The sequence below is a fragment of the Vibrio sp. 10N.222.52.C3 genome (assembly GCF_041474195.1).
Classification (GTDB): domain Bacteria; phylum Pseudomonadota; class Gammaproteobacteria; order Enterobacterales; family Vibrionaceae; genus Vibrio; species Vibrio crassostreae_C.
On the sequence record NZ_JBFRTQ010000152.1, the window covers coordinates 1 to 17,573 of the forward strand.

At 45.0% G+C, this 17,573-nt stretch carries 18 protein-coding genes; 6 read left to right on the forward strand and 12 right to left on the reverse strand.

From position 1 onward, the window contains the following. Positions 1-88 precede the first annotated feature (88 nt). From AB4517_RS19945 to AB4517_RS19955, 3 genes are all read right to left on the reverse strand, one after another. On the reverse strand, positions 89-1,009 hold the full coding sequence (locus tag AB4517_RS19945) for a LysR family transcriptional regulator (protein ID WP_017063421.1): 921 nt from the start codon (positions 1,007-1,009) through the stop codon (positions 89-91). A gap of 135 nt (positions 1,010-1,144) precedes the next feature. Beyond that, positions 1,145-2,143, reverse strand: coding sequence for a lytic transglycosylase domain-containing protein (locus AB4517_RS19950; protein ID WP_017062371.1), 999 nt, complete (start codon positions 2,141-2,143; stop codon positions 1,145-1,147). A 30-nt stretch (positions 2,144-2,173) separates the two neighbouring features. Beyond that, positions 2,174-2,464: a YcgL domain-containing protein gene (locus AB4517_RS19955; protein ID WP_017062372.1), complete on the reverse strand. Its 291-nt coding sequence runs from the start codon at positions 2,462-2,464 to the stop codon at positions 2,174-2,176. Positions 2,465-2,683: 219 nt separating this feature from the next. Between AB4517_RS19955 and minC the strand changes: the two genes are divergently transcribed. The 3 genes from minC to minE are packed head-to-tail and all read left to right on the forward strand — an operon-like array spanning position 2,684 to position 4,450. Then, the gene (minC, locus tag AB4517_RS19960; RefSeq protein WP_017063419.1) at positions 2,684-3,346 is read left to right on the forward strand and encodes a septum site-determining protein MinC; all 663 of its coding nucleotides are present in this window, start codon (positions 2,684-2,686) and stop codon (positions 3,344-3,346) included. A 21-nt stretch (positions 3,347-3,367) separates the two neighbouring features. Continuing rightward, on the forward strand, positions 3,368-4,180 hold the full coding sequence (gene minD / locus AB4517_RS19965; protein WP_009848498.1) for a septum site-determining protein MinD: 813 nt from the start codon (positions 3,368-3,370) through the stop codon (positions 4,178-4,180). A 6-nt stretch (positions 4,181-4,186) separates the two neighbouring features. Next, on the forward strand, positions 4,187-4,450 hold the full coding sequence (minE, locus tag AB4517_RS19970; protein ID WP_010436847.1) for a cell division topological specificity factor MinE: 264 nt from the start codon (positions 4,187-4,189) through the stop codon (positions 4,448-4,450). Between the two features lie 129 nt (positions 4,451-4,579). On the opposite strand, the gene rnd is transcribed toward minE, so the two are convergent. The 8 genes from rnd to AB4517_RS20010 form a co-directional block, all read right to left on the reverse strand. After that, entirely contained in the window at positions 4,580-5,698 is a 1,119-nt protein-coding gene (gene rnd, locus AB4517_RS19975; protein WP_372149562.1) for a ribonuclease D, read from the reverse strand. Between the two features lie 143 nt (positions 5,699-5,841). Then, a complete protein-coding gene (fadD, locus tag AB4517_RS19980; RefSeq protein ID WP_017062375.1) occupies positions 5,842-7,536 on the reverse strand; it encodes a long-chain-fatty-acid--CoA ligase FadD in 1,695 nt (564 codons plus the stop codon). A gap of 106 nt (positions 7,537-7,642) precedes the next feature. Beyond that, positions 7,643-8,494: an alpha/beta fold hydrolase gene (locus tag AB4517_RS19985; protein ID WP_102332536.1), complete on the reverse strand. Its 852-nt coding sequence runs from the start codon at positions 8,492-8,494 to the stop codon at positions 7,643-7,645. Positions 8,495-8,542: 48 nt separating this feature from the next. After that, complete coding sequence (locus tag AB4517_RS19990; RefSeq protein ID WP_017067373.1) at positions 8,543-9,103, reverse strand: Slp family lipoprotein; 561 nt, start codon at positions 9,101-9,103, stop codon at positions 8,543-8,545. Between the two features lie 35 nt (positions 9,104-9,138). Then, positions 9,139-9,444, reverse strand: a complete 306-nt coding sequence (locus tag AB4517_RS19995; RefSeq protein ID WP_017062378.1) for a hypothetical protein — start codon at positions 9,442-9,444, stop codon at positions 9,139-9,141. A 72-nt stretch (positions 9,445-9,516) separates the two neighbouring features. Beyond that, a complete protein-coding gene (gene tsaB, locus AB4517_RS20000; protein ID WP_372149593.1) occupies positions 9,517-10,218 on the reverse strand; it encodes a tRNA (adenosine(37)-N6)-threonylcarbamoyltransferase complex dimerization subunit type 1 TsaB in 702 nt (233 codons plus the stop codon). A gap of 59 nt (positions 10,219-10,277) precedes the next feature. Further along, positions 10,278-12,206 carry an ATP-dependent DNA helicase gene (locus AB4517_RS20005; RefSeq protein WP_372149595.1) on the reverse strand — a complete coding sequence of 643 codons (1,929 nt, stop codon included), beginning with the start codon at positions 12,204-12,206 and terminating at the stop codon, positions 10,278-10,280. A 160-nt stretch (positions 12,207-12,366) separates the two neighbouring features. Then, positions 12,367-12,567, reverse strand: coding sequence for a hypothetical protein (locus AB4517_RS20010; RefSeq protein ID WP_017062381.1), 201 nt, complete (start codon positions 12,565-12,567; stop codon positions 12,367-12,369). 301 nt (positions 12,568-12,868) lie between these two features. Between AB4517_RS20010 and purU the strand changes: the two genes are divergently transcribed. Further along, positions 12,869-13,702 carry a formyltetrahydrofolate deformylase gene (gene purU / locus AB4517_RS20015; RefSeq protein WP_029235131.1) on the forward strand — a complete coding sequence of 278 codons (834 nt, stop codon included), beginning with the start codon at positions 12,869-12,871 and terminating at the stop codon, positions 13,700-13,702. A gap of 315 nt (positions 13,703-14,017) precedes the next feature. On the opposite strand, the gene AB4517_RS20020 is transcribed toward purU, so the two are convergent. Beyond that, positions 14,018-14,614 carry a VOC family protein gene (locus tag AB4517_RS20020; RefSeq protein WP_017070298.1) on the reverse strand — a complete coding sequence of 199 codons (597 nt, stop codon included), beginning with the start codon at positions 14,612-14,614 and terminating at the stop codon, positions 14,018-14,020. Positions 14,615-14,961: 347 nt separating this feature from the next. Between AB4517_RS20020 and argS the strand changes: the two genes are divergently transcribed. Next, positions 14,962-16,695, forward strand: a complete 1,734-nt coding sequence (gene argS / locus AB4517_RS20025) for an arginine--tRNA ligase (protein ID WP_017062384.1) — start codon at positions 14,962-14,964, stop codon at positions 16,693-16,695. Between the two features lie 384 nt (positions 16,696-17,079). Further along, a complete protein-coding gene (locus tag AB4517_RS20030; RefSeq protein WP_017061937.1) occupies positions 17,080-17,508 on the forward strand; it encodes an HIT domain-containing protein in 429 nt (142 codons plus the stop codon). Positions 17,509-17,573 lie beyond the last annotated feature (65 nt).

The following is a 17,573-nucleotide window of genomic DNA, read 5'->3' on the forward strand; positions in this document are numbered from 1 at the left end:
TAATTAAGTTATTGAATTTTAATAATTAACTTTGATTAAAAAGCGTACTTTTTCCATGTGGAAATTATATTTATAGATTAGGAAACAGTTAACGATGCAGTTCAACGCAAGTTTTGAGGTTTTTGTCCCAATACGTCGGCGACCCAATATGATCTTTGATGAACTCAATCACAGCTGAAAGCTTCTTAGGCATGTTCTTTCGGCTTGGGTAAACGGCATAGAATGGCATCAGCTGACTGGCTCTCCACTCTGGCAATACTTGAATGAGCTTGCCCGTTCTAAACTCTTCTTTCACTAAGTAAGTCGCCAAATAAGCAACGCCCCACCCTGATACTGCCGCGTCTCGTACTGCCTCAGCCAAATCGACTGAGTAATCGCCCGCGACTTTGACGCTGAGGTTTTCTTGCCCGTTGTCAAACGCCCACGATGTGTAATCTCGTTCACGGCTGCGATAGATAAGACAGTTATGGTCAATCAAATCGGAAGGTACATGTGGCGTCCCAGCCTTAATCAGATAATCCGGTGACGCAGCCACCACAAACTGACTGTCGGCTAATCGCTGCGCAATGTAACCTTCAGGCAAATCTTCATTGTTGGTGATCCAGAGATCCAAGCGCTCTTCAATCATGTCCACCTTATAGTCGAACAAGTGGACCTCGATTCTCAACTGAGGATAAAGCTGTCTGAGTTGATCAATCGCCGGAATGATATGGAGTGTGCCAAATGACTGCGACAAACCGACGCGTAGTATTCCAGAGATATCATCGCGCTGGCTATCCATATCCATCTGAGCTGCTTTCACCGTGTTAAACAGCTGCTCACAATGTTGATAGAATACGTCTCCCGCTTCAGTCAGCGTGAGGCTTCGTGTGGTTCGTTGTACCAACTTGATGCCGATTGAGTCTTCAAGCAAAGCGACTTGCTTACTGATATGAGACACCGAAACGTTCAAGCTTTTTGCAGCACTGGTAAAGCCTTCGTGCTTGATCAGCGCATGGAATATCACCATCTGTGCAGCTCTATCTGTTAGCACAAGATCACCTTATTAAATCTCTGAAATATAAAATCAAAAAGGACTCCGAAGAGTCCTTTAGTTCGTTCTGCCTATGATAGGCCAAATGCTATTCAAAGCGACTTAGGTCTGTTAATCAAACTTAATTCTGTCGGCTAGGTGGCTTACTGCCAAAGCAAAGTAGTAAGAACGATTCCACTTCATTAACACATTGTAGTTGTTATAAATGAGGTACGAACGTCCGGTTTCATCATCCGGCATGATTAACCAAGCTTTAATGTCTTCATCAAGTGTTGGCAGTGGGCGATCGTCATAGCGTTTAATACCGAGTTCAGACCACTCTTTTAAGTATTTCGCTTTGTCTTCGTCTCGACCTTGTAAATCGATCGACACAGTTGACGGAACATGAACCTGACGACCCCAAGTATATTTGTCATCCCACCCTGATTGGCTGAGATAATTGGCCGCCGAAGCAAATACGTCTTCTTCAGTGCCCCAAATGTCTTTCTTGCCATCACCACTGCCATCAGCGGCGTAAGCTAAGAATGAGCTTGGCATAAACTGAGGTTGACCCATCGCACCAGCCCAAGAGCCTTTCATCTCTTTTGGTGCAATATGGCCTTGATCAAGAATCTTCAATGCCGCCATCGCTTCGCTACGGAAGAAAGCTTCTCGGCGTCCTTCATAAGCCATGGTCGTTAGGGCGTCGATAACGCTGTAATTGCCCGTGAACTTACCAAAATTACTCTCAACGCCCCATAGCGCGACAATGAATCTTGGTTGAACACCATATTCATCACCAATACGCTTTAACGCGGTGTAATGCTCCTTGTAGAGTGACCTTGCTTGCTTCACTTTCCAATCTGGAACCGCTCGTGGAATGTATTCATCCAGAGTCAGTTTTTTCTCAGGTTGGTTTTTGTCGGCTTTTACCGCTCTTGGCTTAAACGTTACACCATCAAAGGCTTCATCAATGATCGCTTCAGAGATGCCTTCTTCACGGCCTTGTTGTTTTAGTTTTTCTACATATTGCTCGAAGCTCAGTTCTTCAGCTTGTACTGAACTTATGGTCAGGCTATTACCCAATAGTAATGCCGACACAGCCAATATGGTTTTCGAAAATTTACTCAACGATCACTCCTCCTTGAATTGAGGTGGCTATCACTCTTCGTCTTGAGATTTCTGTTGAGCTTTACGCTCTTTATGAAGCTCAAGTTCGTTAACTGGTGGTGGCGGAACCTGTAAAAAGAAACCATCGGTATTCAGTGATTCTTTCACTTTTTCGATGTTTACTTGAGCCAGTTTACGGCCATCCATTTTAATTACCATTACAAAACTAGGTTTACCAAACATTTGCATCAATGCGTCAGGAACTTGTGAAAAATCATCCTTCTTAGGGATATAAAGGTATGTTCCTTCTTTCTTTGAGCTTTTATATATAGAACACAGCATGACAAACCTTTTAATTGATTATGACTACAAAACTCTCACTTGCGAGATCAATAGTTTATGTTAGGGAAATATTGGGAACAAAACGTCCATTTGACAACAAGATTACTTGCTGTGCTTGGTTTGGGAATATAACATGATAAACCTAGTTTCAGGCAATGCCCTTTATTTTATTGATAAAGAAATTGTACCAATCCGCTATTGAGGTCCTGTAGTTTTTCGATGTCTAGTAACCCAGATCTAAAAGGTAGCAGCTTTACGCTATCTGTTTTGCACTTATCCGATGATCAAGTCGAAAATGCAGTCTCTTTTCTTCAAGAGAAAGTAGACCAAGCACCTACGTTTTTCGCTGCCGCACCTGTTGTTATCAACATCAGTAAAGTCGCGGGCGATATCGATTTTGTGCAACTTAAAAATGGTATATCTCAAGCGGGCATGATCCCGGTTGGTGTGGCAGGCTGTTCTGATAAGCGAATGCAAAACCTCGCTAAAGAAGCCGGTTTTGCAGTGATGACGGCAAGCAAGTCGCCATCTCAAGCTCCAGCGAAAATGGCACCAATCAAAGTGATTAGAACCCCTATTCGTTCTGGTCAGCAGGTTTATGCGAAAGATGGCGATCTATTGATACTCAGCCATGTGAGTGCAGGCGCGGAAGTGATTGCCGATGGCAGCATCCATATTCATGGCACTTTACGCGGCCGTGCGATTGCAGGTGCAAGTGGTCAAACTGAAGCAAAAATAATTTGTAATGACTTACAAGCCGAGCTGGTTTCCATTGCTGGAAATTACTGGCTCAGCGATCAAATTGAAAGCGAGTACTGGCAGAAGAAAACCATGTTCAGTATGGCAAACGATGTATTACACGTTGATGTCCTCGCAATATAAGAGAAATAAAAGGAAAACAGAATGGCACGCATTATCGTTGTAACGTCAGGTAAAGGCGGGGTAGGCAAAACGACCTCCAGTGCAGCTATTGCCTCGGGTCTGGCTTTAAAAGGAAAGAAAACCGCAGTTATCGACTTTGATATCGGTCTGCGTAACCTAGATTTAATCATGGGTTGTGAGCGTCGTGTTGTGTACGACTTCGTTAATGTTATCAATGGTGAAGCGACGCTGAACCAAGCGATGATCAAAGACAAGCGCACCGAGAACCTATTCATTCTTCCTGCTTCTCAAACTCGTGATAAAGACGCACTAACAAAAGATGGCGTTCGTCGTGTATTTGATGAACTGGATGAAATGGGCTTTGATTTCATCATCTGTGATTCTCCTGCAGGTATCGAACAGGGCGCTCTGATGGCGTTGTACTTCGCTGATGAAGCGATTGTAACCACCAACCCAGAAGTCTCTTCAGTACGCGATTCAGACCGTATTCTAGGTATTCTTGACTCTAAATCTCGTCGTTCAGAAGACGGCTTAGAGCCTGTGAAAACACACCTTCTACTGACTCGCTACAACCCAGCACGTGTAACTCAAGGTGAGATGCTAAGTGTTGAAGACGTTGAAGAAATCCTGCACATCTCTCTACTGGGTGTAATTCCAGAGAGCCAAGCGGTACTGAACGCATCGAACAAGGGTGTTCCAGTTATCTTTGACGAAGCAACCGACGCAGGTATGGCTTACAATGATACTGTAGAGCGACTACTGGGTAGCCAAGTTGACTTCCGCTTCTTAACGGAACAGAAGAAAGGCATCTTCAAACGACTGTTCGGGGGCTAATGCACAATGTCATTATTAGAGTTTTTTAGACCACAGAAAAAGACAACCGCAAACCTAGCCAAAGAACGTTTGCAGATCATTGTTGCAGAGCGACGCAGCCATGACGACCCAGCGCCGTCTTACCTGCCGCAACTAAAAGAAGACATCTTGAAGTGTATTGCCAAGTACGTTGAGGTCGATCCATCAATGGTTGATCTGACTTTTGAACACAAAGATGACGACATCTCAGTGTTAGAGTTGAATGTTAAGCTTCCAGAAGAAGATCGATAATCTTTCTGAACAAGATTGGCAGGTAATACACTTGCTTGTATTGATTGAATAAAAAAGAGAGCCTAGGCTCTCTTTTTTGTATGTGCAGTTTATAACTGTAACTAAGTTAGGCTTTAAAGCAGCAAGCGGTTATTTGATCGCTTTACTCAGCTTTTCGCCAACCACATCTAAACGCCAGCCTTGCATAACATCAGGCAGCTTTTCTGGGTTACGATCGTGCTTCCACACCCAGCTTAACATTTGGTTAAGTTGCTTCTTCGATGCCAAGAATTCCGTCGCCAAACCACTGTGTTGTGATGCTGTTTTCACTTCATCTTTCAGCACTTTGAAGAGTTGCTTGTAGCCAGGGAAGTCCATTAGACGTTCTACTGGTGCTGGGTGCTCTTCTTCTGGTGTATGTTCCGCTAACTTTACGATTGAGCTGATCTTCGCACCATGGCGACGCACAGAGCGGTAATCAAAACCCTCTTGCTCCATGTGCTTGGGATCTTTCATCGCAAAACGCGCCACAGCCCATAGGTCTTGTTCTTTGAAGACAAAGTTCAGCGCTAAATCGCGCTTGATTGCTTCTTTTAGACGCCAAGTTGCTAGAGGTCGTAAGATCGCTAATTGCTTAGGTTTAAGCTGCCACGCCCCTTTAATATCAAGGTAGGCTGTATCTGGGTTTACTTTACGAATGCGCTTGGCAACTTGTAAATCAGACTCTTGCTGAGCCGCTTCCCACCAGCCAGCTTCCATCACTTTTTCTAGAAGCTTGTTGTACATTGGCATTAGGTAATGCACGTCTGCTGCTGCGTAGTCCAATTGTTTTTGAGAAAGCGGACGCGCTAGCCAGTCTGTGCGAGATTCACTCTTATCGAGATCGACACCGACAAACTCTGAAACCAGAGCAGCAAAGCCCGTTGATAAACCATGACCTAAGAAAGCCGCCATGATCTGTGTATCAACCATTGGTGTTGGTGTACAGCCAAATGCGTTCTGGAACACTTCCAAATCTTCACCGCACGCGTGCAGCACTTTCAATACTGATGCGTCTTTCAACAAGGTAACGAACGGTGTCATGTCATCAAGAGCAATAGGGTCAATCAGTGACAGCGTTTCACCATCAAATAACTGAATCAAGCCTAATTGAGGGTAATAGGTTCTAGTACGAACGAACTCCGTATCAAGCATAACGACATCGGCTTCACGTGCTTGTTGGCAAACTCGCTCAAGGTCTTTCAATTGGGTAATGATTTGATAATCCACAAAAACTCTCACAGGTTTCTATTTGATCGCCGGATACAAAAATGCCGACATTAACTGTCGGCATTCTAACACCATTTTTCAGCGCTCGCTTAGATTAAGCGCCTCAATGGTTTTGGTGCAGTACTTTCGCGCAAACGGGCTAATTATTCGCTAGCGCGTTTCGCAAGTTCTGCATCGTTTTCTTCACGCAGTACGCGGCGTAAGATCTTACCTACGTTAGTCTTTGGAAGATCATCTCTGAACTCGACTAATTTAGGGATTTTGTAACCCGTTAAGTGCTCACGACAGTGCGCGATAATGTCTTCTTTGGTCAGGCTAGGGTCACGCTTCACAACGTAGATCTTAACCAATTCACCAGACACTTCATGAGGTTGACCGATAGCTGCTACTTCAAGCACTTTACCATGCAGAGCCACAACGTCTTCAATCTCGTTCGGGTAGACGTTGAAGCCTGATACAAGAATCATGTCCTTCTTACGGTCAACGATGTACAACAAGCCTTCGTCATCAAACTTAACGATGTCACCTGTCGATAACCAACCGTCTTGATCGATCACTTCTTTGGTCGCTTCAGGGCGCTGCCAGTAACCTTGCATCACTTGAGGGCCACGAACTTGTAGCTCGCCTACTTGGTCATTAGCAATAACCTTACCTTCATCATCAACAATACGAACTTCTGTCGATGGTACTGGTAGGCCGATAGCACCTGTGTAGTCTTTCAGGTCGTATGGGTTACCCGTTACCAGTGGTGAACACTCAGTTAAGCCATAGCCTTCCAATAGGTGAATGCCTGTCGCTTTCTTCCATTGCTCAGCAACAGCGCGTTGAACCGCCATGCCGCCGCCAACAGATAGGCGTAGGTTACTGAAATCCAACTCGTGGAAATCTTCGTTATTAACTAGCGCATTAAACAAGGTGTTTACGCCGGTAATTGCGGTAAACGGAACCTTTTGCAGCTCTTTAATAAAGCCAGGAATGTCACGAGGGTTAGTAATTAGAAGGTTACGACCACCCATCTCAACAAACAGTAAGCAGTTCACCGTCAGTGCAAATACGTGGTAAAGCGGTAATGCCGTTACAACCAACTCGCGGCCTTCTTGCAGAACAGGACCGTAAGCCCCTTTCGCTTGAAGTACGTTCGCAATCATATTGCGGTGCGTTAGGATTGCGCCCTTCGCTACACCTGTTGTACCACCAGTGTACTGTAGGAACGCGATGTCATCACCCGCCATGAACGGTTTCACATATTGAAGACGACGACCTTTGTGCAGCGCTTTTCTGAATGAGATAGCACCCGGCAGATCATACTTAGGCACCATGCCTTTTACGTATTTCACTACAAAGTCGACAATTGTCCCTTTCGCGCGTGGCAGCATTTGCCCTAGGCTAGTTAGAACAACGTGTTTAACCGGCGTGTTATCAACGACTTTCTCTAGCGTGCTCGCAAAGTTAGATACGATAACAATCGCCTTTGCACCAGAATCGTTCAGTTGATGTTCAAGCTCACGAGGTGTGTACAGTGGGTTGACGTTCACTGCAATCATACCTGCACGCAATACACCAAATAGTGCAATTGGGTATTGCAGTAGGTTTGGCATCATTAGCGCGACGCGATCGCCCTTCTTCAGTTTCAAGTCATTCTGTAGGTAAGCGGCAAAAGCACGGCTGCGCTCTTCAAGCTTACGGAATGTCATAATCGAGCCCATGTTCTCGAATGCAGGTTGGTCCGCGTACTTCTGTACCGACTGTTCAAACATTTCTACAAGAGATGGGTACTGATCTGGATTGATCGTTTCTGGTACGTCACTTGGATAACGTGAAAGCCAAGGTTTATCCACGATGTTACTCCTCGTTTATCAGCTGACGACTGCTTCGCCGCTTTTTATCATTGCGGTATTACAGCACAGCTTTAGTGCATGAGCACTAAAAGGCTCAAACACTTGTTTAAATTTTGTTAACTACACCAAGAATTAGCTCTGAAACTAGCTCTGGGCTCTCTAAATGACAATGATGTCCGCCAGGAACAGTCTCTATATGCAGAGGACTATGCACTGATTTGTAGCGATTATGCTGCAAATGTCGGAATCCACCATTCCCTAGGATTATTAATTGAGGGCATTCAATAGCCGCCATAATCGCTTCAGCGTGCGCCTGTGACATTCGATATAACGAGTCACATTTTAGATTAGGGTCGCATCGCCATTGCCAAGAGTTCTCGAACTCGACAATACCTCGCTCAACAATAGGAGCGATTAATTCAGCATTAATTTGGTTGGCGTGAGCTCTCAGCTTAATAGCATCCTCAAGGCTTGCCAAAGGACGTGAAGGCTTTCTTCGCTGTCGAAGACGACTGAGTACCCCATCCCTCAAGCGAGAGACTGTTTCGTGGGGAGCTTCAGAAAGAGGTCCGTGACCTTCAATTTGAATTAATCCTGACACCTTTTCAGGAAAGGCGGCACTATAGCAACTTGCTATCAATGCACCAAGTGAATGTCCTACCAGTACCAGTCTGTTTGGCGATAATTTAGTCACCAACTGATGCAAGTCATCAATATAATCATGAAATGGGTAGTAACTTCCCGATTTGTGCGACGAGAAGCCGTGTCCGAAGAGATCGATAGCAACAAGGTGAGCATTGGGCGCAAACTTGGCGACTTGCTGCATAACCGGATTAAAGCTGGACGAATTATCCAACCACCCATGAATAAAAACGACCGTCGTTGCGGTCGTTTGTGGGTTGCCAATCTGTTGTGTTGCAAGCGTCCCGCTCGCAAGGGAGTATGACTTTTCAATCATCAAACACTTAGTTCCATCTGTTTGCGCAATCAACGTCTAAAAAGTTAATTACTCTACGTCCTGTATCACTCGACCTTGTCTTGGCATCGTTTGAAAACTGCGACAATGTAAACTTCTGCACGAGTAGTAGGTTGGTGCAAAATCGTTAACAACAACACGCTCAGTGATGTTCCACAGTCGTTGGTTGTCCACTTTCATCACAGGGAAGATGTAAGGGTATTCCCCTATTTTTCCATCTTCACTTCCGCTTGACTGACCAACCAGTGTAATCAGACGGCCTTCTGCAAAACTTAGAGGCTCAACATACCCTTCAATATAACCAACAAAACGTCCGCTTGGCTCTGCGTCTAGGTCTGGCTTACCGCTACTCGAAATCGGCATATTAGCAACTTCGATTCGAGTCTTATCTTTCAAGTTGGTTACTTTAGAGATAACGCCACCCAATCGAACACTTTTCGCCTCCGGTAGTTGGTCGACCCACTGTTGGTAATCACTAATTACAGGCTCTGATTTTGCTTCAAGTTCGCTAGGAAGTGATGAACACCCGGCAAGTACCAAGACACCAAGAGAAAGGGCTATTAAGCGTAATTTAGAGAGATAATTTGACATGGTTCTGGTCCTTAAACAGGCATTAATAAGAAGCTCTAGATGTAGATATCGACACCGATAAGCTTTGCAAGTTCTTCTTTCTTCGCCTGATTCATTACATCCATATACTCTTCCATAGCCTTACGTCCTCGGCCTTCTGGAAGATCATACTGGATTTGAGCCTTGTGTAGTTCAGACTCTTTAACTTGACGAATAGAGTGAGAAACAGCATTAGCGACCTTAGTCGGTTGCCCAACCGCAGTGCTAGCATCAGATTTTTTTGCCTGCTCCTTCTTTTTAATTCGATTCGGCTTAGACGTGCTGCCTATCGAAGAAGGAGGTAAGTTGTTAATTGATACCATGACTAAATATCTGCCCTCTCAAATCTAAATAATACGCATTTAGACCTAATTTGCATCAGAACCTTGTAAAAATTATTCGCGACCTGGCAGTTTCTTCCAAGTCACTTTGTCACGAAGATAAACTGGCTCAGATTCTTCTGCTGCAACCGCTTTACCTTCTGCGTAAGCAAATTGAGCAAGGAACGCCATATCTTGAGCTTCTGGGAATAGCACTTCACACGCTTTGGTGTTGATCGCAAGTGTATACATATGCTCGGCATAAGCTTCCCAGCCGGTACCGACTTTCGCCCATATTTCAGAATCTGCTTCTAACTGCGCAGCCAGTTCACTTGGTGGCGTTACACATTCGGCATCAACCGCAGTCCAACGACCATCTTGTTCGCGGCTGTAACGAGCCCAGTACACTTCGCTCATACGCGCATCAATCGCTGTTGCTACATGAGTTTCACCAAATTTACGGTAGCTGCCTTGCGCCATCGCTGCCAGTGTAGAGACACCAATCATTGGTAAATCCGCACCAAAAGCCAAGCCCTGAGCAATACCAATACCAATACGCACACCCGTGAAACTGCCTGGGCCTTGGCCAAACGCGATAGCATCGATATCGGTTAAAGCGACATTCGCTTCTTTCAGTACTTCATCAACCATAGGTAGAATTTTTTTTGTATGGTCTCGAGGAGCCTCTTCGCTACGTGCGAACACCTGGTCACCCATTACTAATGCAACTGAACAGTTTTCAGTTGCGGTATCTACTGCAAGAATTTTCGCGCTCATTTGTGTCTCAAATATCTGTTATCTAATCTAAAAATAATGGCTAAGCTCAACAATGCCAATTACTCAGCAGCGATTGAATGGTCTTTAGCTAAGAATTCTTTAATGACCCCTAAGTCACGGGTACGTGGGATAGGCGGTAAACTCGCCAAAAATATGCCACCGTAATCGCGAGTCACCAATCGGTTATCGCAAATAATCAAAGCGCCATTATCGCGCTTGTCACGTATCAATCGGCCGACACCCTGTTTCAAGGTAATCACGGCGTCTGGCAACTGTACCTGTGCAAAAGGATCACCCCCTTTTAACTTACAGTCCTCGATTCGAGCCTTAAGTAAAGGGTCATCAGGGGCCGTAAAGGGCAATTTATCGATGATAACACAGCTTAATGCGTCGCCCCTAACATCTATCCCCTCCCAGAAAGCACCTGTAGCCACCAGCAATGCGTTACCTAATTCCATGAATTCGGCTAAGGTTTTTTGCTTGCTTGTCTCACCTTGCAGCAGAACGGGAACCGAGAGTGTTTCACGGAATCGCTCCCCCAACTCTTTCATCATGCTGTGTGAAGTACACAAGAAGAAACAGCGGCCTTGGTTTTGCTCAATCACCGGGGTCAGCATTCTTACTAGCTTATCGGCTAAGCCAGGGCTATTCGGTTCAGGAAGATAACGAGGCACACATAAACGTGCCTGATTCGGATAATCAAACGGGCTTGGCAGTGAAAACTGAGCCGACGGCTTTAAGCCAAGTCGAGAAGTAAAGTGATCGAAATCATCTGACACCGCCAAGGTTGCTGAGGTAAATACCCAAGCGCCCGGTTTAAGTTCGATTTGCTCATGGAATTTATCCGCAACCGACAGTGGTGTGATGTGCAAAGCGAATTGCCTTGGTGTTGTGTCATACCAATAGGAGTAACCCGTAATCGACACATCGCACACACGTTCAATGCGTGACTTAATCATGTTCGCACGTTCAAAAGCGGTGTCTAACAGTTGGCTTCGACCCAATGCTAGCTTCAATACATCGACGGCCAGTTGCAACGCATCTTGTAGACGAACAAGTTCTCGTGCAATTGACTCAGACTTTAGTGCTTCACGCCAGTTACCACGAAAGCCGGTATCGCCCAACACAATGCGTAGGTCGGCAGCTGACTGAACGAGCCTGTCCCCCACCTTTTGTAACTGACGCATGTCTTTCGCTTCGGTTCGGTAGGCGATCTCGATGTCTTTAGCGAGCTCATTAATCTGTCGGCTCGACACGGACTGACCAAAGTATTGGCTGGCAATATCAGGAAGCTGATGGGCTTCATCGAAGATAAACACGTCTGCTTCTGGGATTAGCTCACCGAACCCGGTTTCTTTAATCGCTAAGTCCGCTAAGAATAGGTGATGGTTTACAACAACCACATCCGAATCCATCGCTTTTTTACGCGCCTTAAGCACAAAGCAATCGGTGTAGCTTGGGCACTCTTTACCTAAGCAGTTGTCGTTAGTGGAAGTAATCGTAGGAATGATTGGGCTGTCTTCAGCGATATCATCACAATCGCCTAAATCCCCCGTTTGAGTGGATGACGACCAACTACGAACTTTGACTAACTGAGCCAGCAGTGTTGGATCGGTATGAGCACCATGACTCTCGATCATTTGACGGCTGAGTCTGTCCAAACACAAATAGTTTGAACGTCCTTTAAGTAACGCAACCTGACCATAAAAGCCAAGCGCATCGACCATCAATGGTAAATCTCGGTGAAACAGCTGTTCTTGAAGGTTTTTAGACCCCGTACTAATGATGGTTTTCTTGCCACTAAGCAGCGCAGGCACTAGGTAAGCAAACGTCTTACCAGTACCTGTTCCAGCCTCAACAACCAACTGGCTTTGATTTTCAATAGCTTGTGAAACCGCTTCAGCCATGTCTAACTGAGCTTGTCTTGGTTGAAACCCAGGGATAGCTTTGCCCAGAGCGCCATCAGCAGAAAACGTTTTAGATATCATAGAGTACGAAGTTTAGAAAAAGAGAAGGAGAATTATGGCAGGTTTAGTGAGCCGGCGCGAATCAAGAATGACTTCGCACCGGAGGTGTTTGGTTTGGCTTGACGTGGCTTAAGTTACCTTGAAGGTAAGAATTGAAGAAGTAGGAATTAGAGAATCGTTTTTATTTTCGACTGAGATAACGTGATAGCCAAGGAGCACCTTCAAAATGGTTATCACCAGGCTGTATGGCTTTCGCTGCATCGGTTGGTGAGGTCTTACTTTCCCACATTTCATCTAGAACATGACCATCTAATTCGGTACCTCTCGCCAATGAATTCACTCGCTTGCAGTACAGTTTTTTGGCTAGTAACTCTTTATCCATACGTATCACCTCTATTTTTGGCCAAGGCGTAAATGCCTCGGTTGAAGTTCAAATGCGTACTACGGTCAAAACTTTTAAAAATGAAGCTTCTGCCTGTTTTTCTATCTAAAAACTGATATTTCTATATCAAACAATTTATCAAAGCGATAAATCAGCAGCAGAATTTGTTGAAACCAACTTGATAATAGATTAATTATAACGGTGATATTGCGGCTCAGTTCACCGTTCGACGGCCTGCATTAAATTTGAAGAATCCCTATTTCATATAATAAGTGCAACATTTCATGGAAGTAAGATGCAAATGGAAAGAAAAACTTTACTAACACATTGTACTGATGCCCCGGGCCTCATCTCTAAGATCACCAATATTTGTTATAAGCACCAACTCAATATTATTCACAACAATGAGTTCGTAGATAACACAAGTGGCCACTTCTTTATGCGCACCGAGCTGGAAGGCTATTTCAATGATGAAACCTTGCTTGCCGATTTAGACCAAGCCCTGCCACCAAATACGAAACGTAAGCTTGTTGATTCGTCTCGCAAGCGTGTTGTGATACTCGTGACCAAGGAAGCACACTGCCTTGGCGACATTCTAATGAAGAACTTCGATGGCAGCTTAGACGTTGAAATTGCGGCCGTTGTCGGTAACTACGACATTCTACAAAGCCTAACCGAGCGTTTTGACATCCCTTACCACCATGTTTCTCACGAAGGGCTAAACCGTGAAGAACATGAGAAAAAGATGCTAGAAGTGATTGACCAGTACGAGGCGGATTACCTTGTTTTGGCTAAGTACATGCGAGTGCTGACACCAGGTTTTGTTGAAAAATACCACCACAAGATCATCAATATCCACCACAGCTTCTTGCCAGCATTTATTGGCGCGAAGCCATACCAACAAGCGTATGAGCGCGGCGTGAAGATCATTGGCGCAACGGCACACTTTGTGACGAATGATTTGGATGAAGGTCCAATCATCAAGCAAGATGTTATCCCTGTGGATCACAACTTCAGCGCGAAAGACATGGCACAAGCCGGTCGTGACGTAGAGAAGAATGTATTAAGTAAGGCGTTAAACAAGGTGATCAATGATCATGTGTTTGTTTACGGCAACAAGACTGTAATTCTGTAAATCGGATATTCGATTTCCGGTAAGACTTCCAGTTAGAACCCAATAAAAAACGCGCAATAGGGAAAGCCCATCGCGCGTTTTTTGTATCTGATGATCAGACTCGCTTTGAGAGATTCCCGACTACGCTCCTTCGTCGCTATCGGGAATGACGAACTCGGTGATGAACCTTCGAGCTATAGGCTCTAACATACGCTCTCGAACGCTCAGTCTGTCACTATCCAAAGATAGACTCTGGAAAATTTCATCGAACACCCCGTCATTCCGACGAGCCAAGGCGAGATCAGGAATCTCTTTCCTAGCAACTCTCTATTCAAATTAAGCCTGTTCTGATTCCACAATCTTCTTCAAAGAGTGTGGATGCAGCTTGATGCAAATCCCTTGATGTTTAAAAGCCACTGTTGGGTTATTCAAGCGTTCACCCTCGCCTTTCGGGCTAGAGAGTTTGATCTTAACGCCTTGCTCACCCAGCGTTTCAAAGTTAGCAGCGAACTGCGGGTAAGTTTCTTTAAGATCCGCTAGATACTCATCAGCTGTTTGGGCATGAGAAGGAATCACAAACTCTACATGTTCCCAATCTTGGCTTGGGTAAATCTTACCTTCTGCTGGATATGGCAGCTCCAAACATTCAATTTTCCAGCCAAGGCTTTGCAAGGGTTCATCGAAAGCCAACACCACAATTGGACGACCATTAATCATCGCCTCAGAAATCATAGAGCCGTACTCAGACCACGCTTGATGGGCAGATTTCGCTAGCTCAGTGTCATTGATTCGCAGCGCAATATGATCCGCTTGAGCAAAGCTTAAATCCAAACCTAATGTATTTCCTAGGCTCTCGATTTTTGCCATAAAAGTATCAAGGCGGGCGATCATTTGTTGTGGTTCTAGTTCAGCTTGCTTCAGGCTCATCATCATTGTCTGTGTTCTCCAAATAATGGCTGCATGTTATCAGTTTTGCCTTTTGCAACAAGCGTTGCTTTTACAAAAAACACTCAATAACTATGTTCTTTTCGCTCCTTAAACATGCAAACGCGTCTTGCTAAAAGTCGATTGTCAAAAACCACTCAGGAAATGTTAATTTTCTATCAATTCGACCTATAAGAAACCCCACAAAATTGGTATGATTAACGCCATTTTTGTGAACTTAAACAGTGTCTGTTGTTCATTTCGGCATTAAATCGTTAACTAGATGCATAATTAACCAATTTAATGACCTCGAAATAACGGCCACTCTTATCATCCTTGAATTGAAGGAAACGCGTGTGAATATCCAAGCACTTATTAATGACAAAGTATCTCAGGCTCTAGAAGCCGCAGGCGCACCTGCAGGCTCTCCTGCGGCTGTTCGCCAATCTGCAAAACCACAATTTGGTGACTACCAAGCAAACGGCGTTATGGGCGTTGCTAAGCGACTAGGCACTAATCCTCGAGAGTTTGCTCAAAAAGTATTGGACGTTCTAAACCTAGACGGTATCGCTTCTAAAGTAGAAATCGCAGGCCCAGGTTTCCTTAACATCTTCCTAGATGAAGCTTTCCTAGCACAACAAGCAGACGCAGCATTGGCTGATTCTCGCCTTGGTGTTGCAGTAGCAGAAACACAAACAATTGTTGCGGATTACTCTGCACCAAACGTTGCGAAAGAGATGCACGTTGGTCACCTACGTTCAACCATCATCGGTGATGCGGTCGTTCGTACTCTTGAGTTCCTAGGCCACAACGTTATCCGTGCTAACCACATCGGTGACTGGGGTACTCAATTTGGTATGCTTATCGCAAACCTTGAGCGCGTTCAGGCTGAGTCTGGCGAAGTTTCAATGGAACTTGCTGACCTTGAAGGCTTCTACCGTGAATCTAAAAAGCTTTACGATGAAGACGAAGAGTTCGCAGTTAAAGCACGTGGCTACGTTGTTAAACTGCAAAGCGGCGACGAGTTCTGCGCAGAGATGTGGAAGAAGCTTGTTGACGTAACAATGATTCAAAACCAACGCAACTACGATCGCCTAAACGTGTCTCTAACGCGTGATGACGTAATGGGCGAAAGCATGTACAACCACATGCTTCCAACTATCGTTGCTGACCTAAAAGAGCAAGGTCTTGCAAAAGAAGATGACGGCGCACAGGTTGTATTCCTAGACGAATACAAAAACAAAGATGGCGACCCAATGGGCGTTATCATCCAGAAACGTGACGGCGGCTTCCTTTACACAACCACTGATATCGCTTGTGCAAAATACCGTTTTGAAGAACTAGGCGCAGACCGCGTACTTTACTTCATCGACTCACGTCAGCACCAACACCTAATGCAAGCTTGGACTATCGTTCGTAAAGCAGGTTACATCCCAGAATCTGTTTCTCTTGAGCACCACGCATTCGGCATGATGCTAGGTAAAGACGGTAAACCATTCAAGACTCGTGCAGGCGGTACTGTTCGTCTTGCTGATCTTCTTGATGAAGCCGAAGTTCGTGCAGCGCAGCTAATCGAATCTAAGAACCCAGAACTAGCAGAAGACGAGAAGAAAGCGATCGCGAACACTGTTGCTATGGCAGCGGTTAAGTACGCAGACCTTTCTAAGCACCGCACTACTGACTACGTGTTCGATTGGGACAACATGCTTGCATTCGAAGGCAACACAGCACCATACATGCAGTACGCATACACTCGTGTTGCTTCTGTATTTGCTAAAGCTGGCATTTCTATGGACTCGCTTGAAGGTGAAATCAAAATCACTGAAGAGAAAGAGAAAGCGCTTATCGCGAAACTTCTACAGTTTGAAGAAGCAGTACAGTCTGTTGCTCGTGAAGGTCAACCACACATCATGTGTAGCTACCTATTCGAACTAGCTGGTCAATTCTCTAGCTTCTACGAAGCTTGCCCTATCCTAGTTGCTGAAGACAAAGCTGTTAAGCAGAGCCGTCTGAAGCTTGCTGCACTAACAGCGAAGACGATCAAGCAAGGTCTATCGCTTCTAGGTATCGACACTCTAGAGCGCATGTAAGCGATTCGAGATTCGAGATTCGAGATTCGAGATTCGAGATTCGAGATTCGAGAAAATTAGAAAGGTTGACGTGAAAGCGTCAACCTTTTTTTTGTCTGGAGGTTTGTTTACTCGATTATTTAAGCGATTAGCTAACCTACACAGCAAGAGATCTCCTATTACGCTCATTCGTCGCTCTAGGAGATGACGAGAATAGGTGTAGTGAATCCAAGACAACATCAATGATGCGCCATCAAACCACACCAAATCGTTATCCCTCTTCTCACCATCATTCCCTACAGTGAGGGACGAACGTGATAGGGAATCTGCTTATTGAGAACGTAAGCCCTAGCCACATTCAAACTCCGACCTTATACTCATGTAAAACAATTAATTGGAAAGATCATGAGCTTCGAACTTCACCCGCAACTTGCGAAAGACACCACACTTATCGGCGAATTTCCACTGAGCTTAGCCCTGCTACACAAAGATAACGCAGTGCCTTGGGTTATCTTGGTACCAAAACGTGCCAACCTAAAAGAGTTGCACCACTTACCAATGAAAGAGCAACAGCAGTTCCTACATGAATCTCAGGCGGTAAGCCAAGCATTAGAAGCAACGTTCCAACCAGACAAATTGAACCTTGGTGCGCTGGGTAATATGGTGCCACAACTGCACATCCACCATATTGCACGCTTCAAAGACGACATTGCTTGGCCCGGCCCAGTATGGGGTAATACAAAAGGCGAACAGCGCAGTGAAGAAGATCAGGCCGCTATCCTGACTCGTATCCAAAACGTTCTGTCACTGAGCTCTATCTTCAAGAAAGCATAATTCGAGTTCATCTCATTGAGCTTTAAAGCAAAACACTTCAGAAAAGACAATCGAGTAGGAGGAGG

What these genes read in the sequence shown, in the direction of transcription:
- minD (WP_009848498.1), top strand. Translation starts at nt 3,368, where the DNA reads ATGGCACGCATTATCGTTGTAACGTCAGGTAAAGGCGGGGTAGGCAAA.
- AB4517_RS20020 (WP_017070298.1), bottom strand. Translation starts at nt 14,614, where the DNA reads ATGATGATGAGCCTGAAGCAAGCTGAACTAGAACCACAACAAATGATC.
- AB4517_RS20010 (WP_017062381.1), bottom strand. Translation starts at nt 12,567, where the DNA reads ATGGATAAAGAGTTACTAGCCAAAAAACTGTACTGCAAGCGAGTGAAT.
- purU (WP_029235131.1), top strand. Translation starts at nt 12,869, where the DNA reads ATGGAAAGAAAAACTTTACTAACACATTGTACTGATGCCCCGGGCCTC.
- minE (WP_010436847.1), top strand. Translation starts at nt 4,187, where the DNA reads ATGTCATTATTAGAGTTTTTTAGACCACAGAAAAAGACAACCGCAAAC.
- AB4517_RS19945 (WP_017063421.1), bottom strand. Translation starts at nt 1,009, where the DNA reads ATGGTGATATTCCATGCGCTGATCAAGCACGAAGGCTTTACCAGTGCT.
- AB4517_RS19955 (WP_017062372.1), bottom strand. Translation starts at nt 2,464, where the DNA reads ATGCTGTGTTCTATATATAAAAGCTCAAAGAAAGAAGGAACATACCTT.
- AB4517_RS19995 (WP_017062378.1), bottom strand. Translation starts at nt 9,444, where the DNA reads ATGGTATCAATTAACAACTTACCTCCTTCTTCGATAGGCAGCACGTCT.
- tsaB (WP_372149593.1), bottom strand. Translation starts at nt 10,218, where the DNA reads ATGAGCGCGAAAATTCTTGCAGTAGATACCGCAACTGAAAACTGTTCA.
- AB4517_RS20005 (WP_372149595.1), bottom strand. Translation starts at nt 12,206, where the DNA reads ATGATATCTAAAACGTTTTCTGCTGATGGCGCTCTGGGCAAAGCTATC.
- AB4517_RS20030 (WP_017061937.1), top strand. Translation starts at nt 17,080, where the DNA reads ATGAGCTTCGAACTTCACCCGCAACTTGCGAAAGACACCACACTTATC.
- AB4517_RS19985 (WP_102332536.1), bottom strand. Translation starts at nt 8,494, where the DNA reads ATGATTGAAAAGTCATACTCCCTTGCGAGCGGGACGCTTGCAACACAA.
- AB4517_RS19990 (WP_017067373.1), bottom strand. Translation starts at nt 9,103, where the DNA reads ATGTCAAATTATCTCTCTAAATTACGCTTAATAGCCCTTTCTCTTGGT.
- minC (WP_017063419.1), top strand. Translation starts at nt 2,684, where the DNA reads ATGTCTAGTAACCCAGATCTAAAAGGTAGCAGCTTTACGCTATCTGTT.